Source organism: Mycobacterium sp., assembly GCF_035697385.1.
Classification (GTDB): domain Bacteria; phylum Actinomycetota; class Actinomycetes; order Mycobacteriales; family Mycobacteriaceae; genus Mycobacterium.
The window spans coordinates 1-5123 of the sequence record NZ_DASSCY010000147.1 but is presented as its reverse complement, the minus strand read 5'-3'; the positions used below and the strand labels follow the sequence as shown (position 1 = coordinate 5123).

4 protein-coding genes are annotated in these 5123 nt (G+C 66.8%); 3 read left to right on the top strand and 1 reads right to left on the bottom strand.

Going from position 1 to position 5123, the window contains the following annotated elements; all coding sequences use genetic code 11:
- Positions 1-42 precede the first annotated feature (42 nt).
- From VFH65_RS12505 to ctaD, 3 genes are all read left to right on the top strand, one after another.
- Positions 43-486 (top strand): hypothetical protein, encoded by a 444-nt coding sequence (locus VFH65_RS12505; RefSeq protein WP_353321876.1) that lies wholly within the window; start codon positions 43-45, stop codon positions 484-486.
- A gap of 166 nt (positions 487-652) precedes the next feature.
- Positions 653-1891: an NAD(P)/FAD-dependent oxidoreductase gene (locus VFH65_RS12500; protein WP_353321874.1), complete on the top strand. Its 1239-nt coding sequence runs from the start codon at positions 653-655 to the stop codon at positions 1889-1891.
- Positions 1892-2364: 473 nt separating this feature from the next.
- The gene (ctaD, locus tag VFH65_RS12495) at positions 2365-4179 is read left to right on the top strand and encodes a cytochrome c oxidase subunit I (protein ID WP_353321872.1); all 1815 of its coding nucleotides are present in this window, start codon (positions 2365-2367) and stop codon (positions 4177-4179) included.
- A gap of 58 nt (positions 4180-4237) precedes the next feature.
- Here the strand turns inward: ctaD and VFH65_RS12490 are convergent, their stop codons facing one another.
- The gene (locus VFH65_RS12490; RefSeq protein WP_353321870.1) at positions 4238-4921 is read right to left on the bottom strand and encodes a helix-turn-helix transcriptional regulator; all 684 of its coding nucleotides are present in this window, start codon (positions 4919-4921) and stop codon (positions 4238-4240) included.
- Positions 4922-5123 lie beyond the last annotated feature (202 nt).

Here is a 5123-nt window from a genome sequence, read left to right as displayed (position 1 = left end):
GTCTTCTAAAGTCAGCTCAAGTTAATTTTAGAAGGAGAGATCATGACTGCCAGCAACGAGGCGACGTCACACCGGGGCCTGATCAACCGCGCGGAGCTGCACGAACCCGGCTACCAGGCATTCCTGGTGCTCAGGACGGTGTTCACCGTGGCGCCGATCCTGTTCGGCCTGGACAAGTTCGCCAACCTGCTCACCGACTGGCCCCACTACCTCGCGCCGTGGATCGACGGGATCGTTCCCGGGACCGCCCAGCAAGCGATGTACGTCATCGGCGTCGTCGAGATCATCGCGGGCGTCGCCGTCGCACTTCTTCCACGACTCGGCGCGTGGGTGGTCGCTGCGTGGCTGCTCGGCATCATCGTCAACCTGCTGACGATCCCTGGCTTCTACGACGTCGCACTGCGCGACTTCGGACTGCTGGTGGCGGCCGTGGCCCTGGCCAGGTTGTCGGTCCGGTACACCCCTGGGCGCGCGTCGCAGCGATGATCCGAGGAGCCGCGTCGCGCCTGGACGCGGCTCCGCCACGCGGATGACCGCGGGATCACGGTGTGAGCGCAGGGCGTTGAGTGCCAACGAATTGGGCGATGCTTGCGTCCCGAGCCGCGCGACCGCATCCGGCGCGGCATCTCCGTCTCACGTAATGGAGACCACCATGGCCAGCGAACACAGTCACGTCATCGCCGGTGCCGGCCTCGCCGGGGCGAAAGCCGCAGAGACCCTGCGCGGGGAGGGATTCTCCGGACGCATTGTGCTGATCGGCGCCGAACCCGAGTTGCCCTACGAGCGGCCGCCGCTGTCCAAGGGCTACCTCCTGGGCAAGGAGGACAGGGTGAGTGCCCGCGTGTTCACCGAGCAGTGGTACGCCGACAACTCGGTGGAACTGCTGCAGGGCCGCCGCGTCAACGCCGTGGACCGGGTTGCGCACCAGGTCGAACTCGATACCGGCGAACGGATCGGCTACACGAAGCTGCTGCTGACCACCGGCGCGTCACCGCGCCGCCTCCACATCCGCGGCAGCCACCTTGACGGCGTCCACGACCTGCGCACCATCGACGACACCGACAAACTGCGGGACGCGATCCGCTCCGGCGGTCGTGTCGTCGTCATCGGCGGAGGCTGGATCGGAATGGAGGTCGCCGCCGCCGCACGCGCCTACGGCTGCGACGTGACCGTGGTCGAACCGTCCGCCACCCCTCTTCGTCCCGCTCTCGGCCCCGAGATGGGCGGCTTCTTCGGCGATCTGCACCGCCGCAACGACGTCGACCTGCGCGTCGGTCACCGCGTCGTCGGGCTGCGAGGAAACGGAAGCCGCGTCTCGGCCGTACTGAGTGACCACGGCACCGAGATTCCGGCGGAGGTGGTCCTCGTCGCCATCGGCGCTTTGCCGAACACGGAACTGGCAGACCGAGCGGGCCTGATGGTCGACAACGGCGTCGTCGTCGACGCATCGTTTCGCACCAGCGACCCCGACATCTACGCCGCCGGTGACGTCGCGAACTCGTTCAATTCCTTTTACCGCAGGCACATCCGTGTCGAACACTGGGCCAGCGCGCTCCACGGTGGGCCTGCCGCCGCCCGCGCAATGCTGGGCCAGTCCACGGACAACGACGCGCTCCCGTACTTCTTTACCGATCAGTACGACGTGGGAATGGAATTCTCGGGATGGTTCGCTCCGGGTGGGTACGACACCGTGGTCACCCGCGGCGACATCGACGCGCGAGCCTTCCACGCCTTCTGGCTAGCTGGGGAGCGTGTCGTGGCCGGCATGCACGTCAACCAATGGGATGAGGGCATCGCGCCCGTGCAGAACCTGATCCGGGCAGGTCAACCGGTTGATGTCGGCCGTCTCACTGACCCGTCGGTGCCGCTGGCCACCCTGGTCGGCGACTGAGCAACCCATCGGCGCGCCGGCCCCAAGCCGGAGCCAACCCGGCAGGCGAGCTATCACCTCCGCTGTTCAGTCACCCAGGTTTACACTATAGTCACTCGTATAAACGATCACCGCTTCGAGCGGCAAGGAGGTCGGCTGGTGGCGTCAGCAGTCGCGGTTCGTCTCTCGACCTGCGACAGCCGCTCCGCAGGCTCGGTGAGCCATCCCGGCAGGCCGGCCTTCTCTGCGCGACAGATCGGGTTGCGCGCACGGAGATTCGTTCGGCCGCGTGGCCGATGTGCGTGCACACCGGTCACGACATCGCCTCCGGCGCGCAGCAGCACCGACGCGGCGCGACAACACCGGACGTCGTTGAGGCATCCGCCCGCGTGGCTGGACCATGCGGCGCACCGTGCTCCTCTCGAGCGGTGGTTGTCCAGTCGGTCGCGCGGCGCGTGGCCGATACGAGACGATGTTGTCGGACGGAGTTCACAGTGACGACCACACGAGGTCCTGTTCCGATCGAGACGCGCCCCTATCCGGTGCGGCCGGTGGTGAAGGGCTCCACGCTGTTGCGGTTGATGCGCACGACGGATCCGAAGCAGATCGGGATCATGTACATGGTCACGTCGTTCGGGTTCTTCATGGTCGGCGGCCTGATGGCCATGCTGATCCGGACAGAACTCGCGCGGCCGGGGTTGCAGTTCCTCTCGCAGGAGCAGTACAACCAGATGTTCACCATGCACGGCACGATCATGCTGCTGCTCTACGCCACACCGATCGTGTTCGGGTTCGCCAACTACATCCTGCCGCTGCAGATCGGCGCACCGGACGTGGCCTTCCCCCGGCTCAACGCGTTCTCGTACTGGCTGTACCTCTTCGGCGGCCTGATCGTGCTGTCCGGCTTCCTGACGCCAGGTGGCGCCGCCGACTTCGGGTGGTTCGCCTACACCCCGCTCTCGGACGCCATCCACTCGCCGGGCGTCGGAGCCGACCTGTGGATCACCGGCCTCATCGTCGGCGGTTTGGGCACGATCCTCGGCGCGGTCAACATGGTCACGACCGTGGTGTGCTTGCGCGCGCCGGGCATGACGATGTTTCGGATGCCGATCTTCACCTGGAACATCCTGGTCACCAGCATCCTGATCCTCGTGGCGTTCCCGATCCTGACCGCGGCGTTGTTCGGGTTGCTGGCCGATCGCCGACTGGGTGCCCACGTGTTCGACCCGGAGAGCGGTGGCGCGATCCTGTGGCAGCACCTGTTCTGGTTCTTCGGCCACCCCGAGGTGTACATCGTGGCGCTGCCGTTCTTCGGCATCGTCACCGAGATCGTCCCTGTCTTCGCCCGCAAACCGCTGTACGGCTACAAAGGTATGATCTTCGCGACGATCGCCATCGGCGGGCTGTCGATGGCTGTGTGGGCGCACCACATGTACGCCACCGGCGCGGTGCTGCTGCCGTTCTTCGCCCTGATGAGCTTCCTCATCGCGGTCCCGACGGGGATCAAGTTCTTCAACTGGATCGGCACCATGTGGAAGGGGCAGCTGAGCTTCGAGACGCCGATGCTGTTCAGCGTCGGGTTCATGGTGACCTTCCTCTTCGGTGGCCTGACCGGGGTGCTGCTGGCGTCGCCGGCGATCGACTTCCACGTCACCGACACCTACTTCGTGGTCGCGCACTTCCATTACGTGCTGTTCGGTACGATCGTGTTCGCCACGTACGCCGGGATATACTTCTGGTTCCCCAAGATGACCGGCCGGATGCTCGACGAGGGCCTCGGCAAGTGGCACTTCTGGACTACGTTCCTCGGCTTCCACGGCACCTTCCTGATCCAGCACTGGCTGGGCAACCAGGGCATGCCGCGCCGCTACGCCGACTACCTGTCCACCGACGGCTTCACCCTGCTGAACACCGTGTCCACCATCAGTTCCTACGTGCTGGGCGCCTCGGTGCTGCCGTTCGTCTACAACGTCGTGCGCAGCTACCGCTACGGCGAAGTCGTCGAGGTCGACGACCCCTGGGGCTACGGCAACTCGCTGGAGTGGGCCACGACCTGCCCACCGCCGCGGCACAACTTCACCGAACTGCCCCGTATCCGCTCCGAACGCCCGGCCTTCGAACTGCACTACCCGCACATGATCGAGCGGCTGCGCGCCGAGAACCACATCACCTTCACCGGCCGCACGGTGCCCAGCACGGACGCACCCGATGCCCTATCGGAAGCATTCGCCTCCGCCGTGACCCCCGAAGACAAGGCCGATGGTGATCACGCCGCCAGTGGCGACGAACCCGGCCCTGACGAGCCGTAACCCAGCAGGCGGCACCGGCACGGTGCCCGACACCTGATCGTGGCGTCCCGGGATCTCGCTAGCTCTTTGAGACGGTCAAGTGGGCCAGGCACAGGGACGGTTCGACGAAGGGGTCGAGCCGCGCCGCGGCGACCGGCGCCCGCACTTCGGCGAGTACGCCCTGCATCAGTCCCAGATGCAGCGAACACACCACGTCGCCGTGCTGCTGAGCGATCTCCCGGAACGGGCAGTGCCGCAGCGGAATGACCGGGCTTTCGGCGTCGGCCACAGCGCCGGGCGCGAAGCCGGCGTCCGCGAGCACGGCCGACAGGCGCCGGATCCCGTCCTCGGCGTCGACGCGCTCGAACGGCGCCGGCCGCTCGGCCAGATAGCGACCCCACTCCTGGCCCGCGGAGATGGCCGCCTGCCGAGGCTGTGGCAGTTCGCCGGCGACCAACGTGGCCAGCATCGTCGCGAGCAGCTGGTAGCTGCGCTGACCCGCGGAGGTGTCCAGCTCCTTCGCTCCGTACACCATTCGCGGGCGACCGGGCTGGTTGCGTTCCTCGACGTGCCGCTCGGCCAGACCGGTTTCAACCAGATTGTCCAGATGGAAGCGCGCCGTGTTCGCATGCAGGCCCGTTTCCGCGGCGACCTGCTGGACGCCCAGCGGCGCGTCCGCCGCGCGCAGCAGATCCAGCACCCGGGCCCTGCTCTCGCCCAGCGTGGGACCCGATGCGACATCGGTCAACGGACGTTCACTCATGCCCGTCATTTTAGTCGACGTGCATTCGTGTAAACCAGCTTGTTCCTCGATGGAGATCGAGCGTGCGACATACCTGGCAGCGGTGTTCCGGCCGGCGGCGCGCGGACACGCGCCGGCGCCGCCAGGACCCGAGGACACCAGCCGCCGGGCGGGGTGGCTGTGGCTCGGCGGCGATCATGTCCGGGTGTGGCGTTCGGCTGCG

Coding starts and splice junctions, on each gene's coding strand:
- VFH65_RS12505 (WP_353321876.1), top strand. CDS start 43: ATGACTGCCAGCAACGAGGCGACGTCACACCGGGGCCTGATCAACCGC.
- VFH65_RS12500 (WP_353321874.1), top strand. CDS start 653: ATGGCCAGCGAACACAGTCACGTCATCGCCGGTGCCGGCCTCGCCGGG.
- VFH65_RS12490 (WP_353321870.1), bottom strand. CDS start 4,921: ATGAGTGAACGTCCGTTGACCGATGTCGCATCGGGTCCCACGCTGGGC.